General features: G+C 74.2%; 3 protein-coding genes and 1 tRNA gene. All 4 read right to left on the reverse strand.

What is annotated here, in order from left to right; translation table 11 throughout:
- Nucleotides 1-2 precede the first annotated feature (2 nt).
- Nucleotides 3-76: transfer RNA gene (locus GT030_RS30505), tRNA-Lys, on the reverse strand.
- Nucleotides 67-630, reverse strand: coding sequence for a hypothetical protein (locus GT030_RS30510; protein ID WP_161203857.1), 564 nt, complete (start codon nt 628-630; stop codon nt 67-69). The genes GT030_RS30505 and GT030_RS30510 overlap by 10 nt, the downstream gene beginning before the upstream one ends.
- A 119-nt stretch (nt 631-749) precedes the next feature.
- The gene (locus GT030_RS30515) at nt 750-1,121 is read right to left on the reverse strand and encodes a hypothetical protein (RefSeq protein WP_161203858.1); all 372 of its coding nucleotides are present in this window, start codon (nt 1,119-1,121) and stop codon (nt 750-752) included.
- Nucleotides 1,122-1,248: 127 nt separating this feature from the next.
- A partial coding sequence (locus GT030_RS30520; protein WP_202460756.1) for a DNA2/NAM7 family helicase occupies nt 1,249-1,646 on the reverse strand: 398 nt, incomplete at its 5' end.

Raw genomic sequence — 1,646 nt, forward strand, 5'->3', positions numbered from 1 at the left:
TGTGCGCCGCCAGGGACTCGAACCCCGGACCCGCTGATTAAGAGTCAGCTGCTCTAACCAACTGAGCTAGCGGCGCCTGCTGACGTGGTAGACCTTAGCATCCTGGTCGGCGGGAGGAAAAATCGATACCCGGGCCGCGCGCACCGCCGCCCAGAGCACCACCTCCGGGCCGGGGAGCCAGGGATGCCGGGTGTCCGGGGCGACCAGCCAGCGGGACCCCGCCGGGGCGGCCCCGGCGTCGCCCTCCAGCGCCGGGACGGTCACCGCGTCGCCGGTGCCGTGACAGAGCAGCGGCGGTACGGCGTGGGTGCGCGGGCCCCACTCCTCCCAGGCCAGCAGGGAGGGCAGCCGGTGGGCGGTGCCCGGCGCCGCGAACAGCAGGGTCCGGCCCCGGTGCACCGCGACCGGGCCGCAGCCCGGACCCTCCGCCCCCCATAACCGGTCCAGCATCCGGCGTCCGAACACCGAGGGCGCGCTCACCACGTCGAAGACCGTGCCACAGGGCAGCACGACGGGGGCGCCGGGCCGCTCCTCCCAGAAGGTGAGCGTGCTGCGCGGATATGCTCCGGCGGAGGCGAGCCAGGCGGCTCCCTCGGCGGTGGCTGCGGTGACGTCCGGTGCGCTGGTCATGCACACAGGTGTACCGCCGGTGAGCGGGCGGTTTCCCTGGGTTGCGGAAAATGGGGACACCGGGGGGCGGGAGGGGGTATCTTGCCCACCTGGCATATGCCAGATGCGCCGGCGGCCCCCTAGTGCGGGTCGACCGCGCGGCGGCCCTCGGGGTCGGCGCCCCGCATCAGGTCCCGGCCGAACTCCACCATCTTCCTGGCGTAGTCCTCGGTCCACTCCGCCCGCTCGGCGATGTCCGCCGCCGTCAGCCGGTCGAACCGGCGCGGATCGGCGAGCTGGGCCGCCGCCACGGCCTGGAACTCCATGGCCCGGTCGGCCGCCGCGCGGAACGCCTGGGTCAGCTCGGTGGCCCGCGTCAGCAGGGCGCGCGGGTCGTCGATCGACTCCAGGTCGAAGAAATGCTCCGGATCGGCGGCCGCCTCCGCGGGCTCGAAGAGCAGGGGCGCGGGGCGTAGCCGCGGTTCGTTCCGACGCGGCGAGGGCTCCGCCATGTCTTCATCTCCTCCTCGTACGTTCGCTGCACTCGGCCCCGCCTGCGGCCGGACCACCGTCCATTGTCCCGCGCCCACGCAAGACCGCCCCGGGGCCAGACCCGCACCTACGGTCAGGGCCGCCGTTTCACGGCTGGTACGGCACCCGGTGTTCGGCCAGGTGCGCGAGAACGGCGTGGTTCGCCTCCCACCCGTCCGGGAACTTCACCAGGGTGCCGAGCTGGACCGGTTCCGTGGAGGGGTACTCGTCCAGCAGGTCGCTGACGCCCGCGCGGCAGACCACGATGCAGGCGTGGCGGTGGCGGGAGGCGAGGACACAGAGCCGGCCGGTCTCCAGGTGGAAGGCGGTGGCGTCCGGGCGGCCGGAGAGCGGGTGCAGGACCACCGTGACGTCGTACTCCCGGCCCTGGAGACGGTTCGCGGTGTCCACGGTGACGCCCGCCACGCCCAGGTCGGCCAGGGCCGCGCGGACCGCGGCCGCCTGGTCCCGGTGGGCGGTGCCCACGGCGACCCGGCCGGCGGTCA

Source organism: Streptomyces sp. SID1328 (assembly GCF_009865595.1).
GTDB lineage: Bacteria > Actinomycetota > Actinomycetes > Streptomycetales > Streptomycetaceae > Streptomyces > Streptomyces griseoluteus.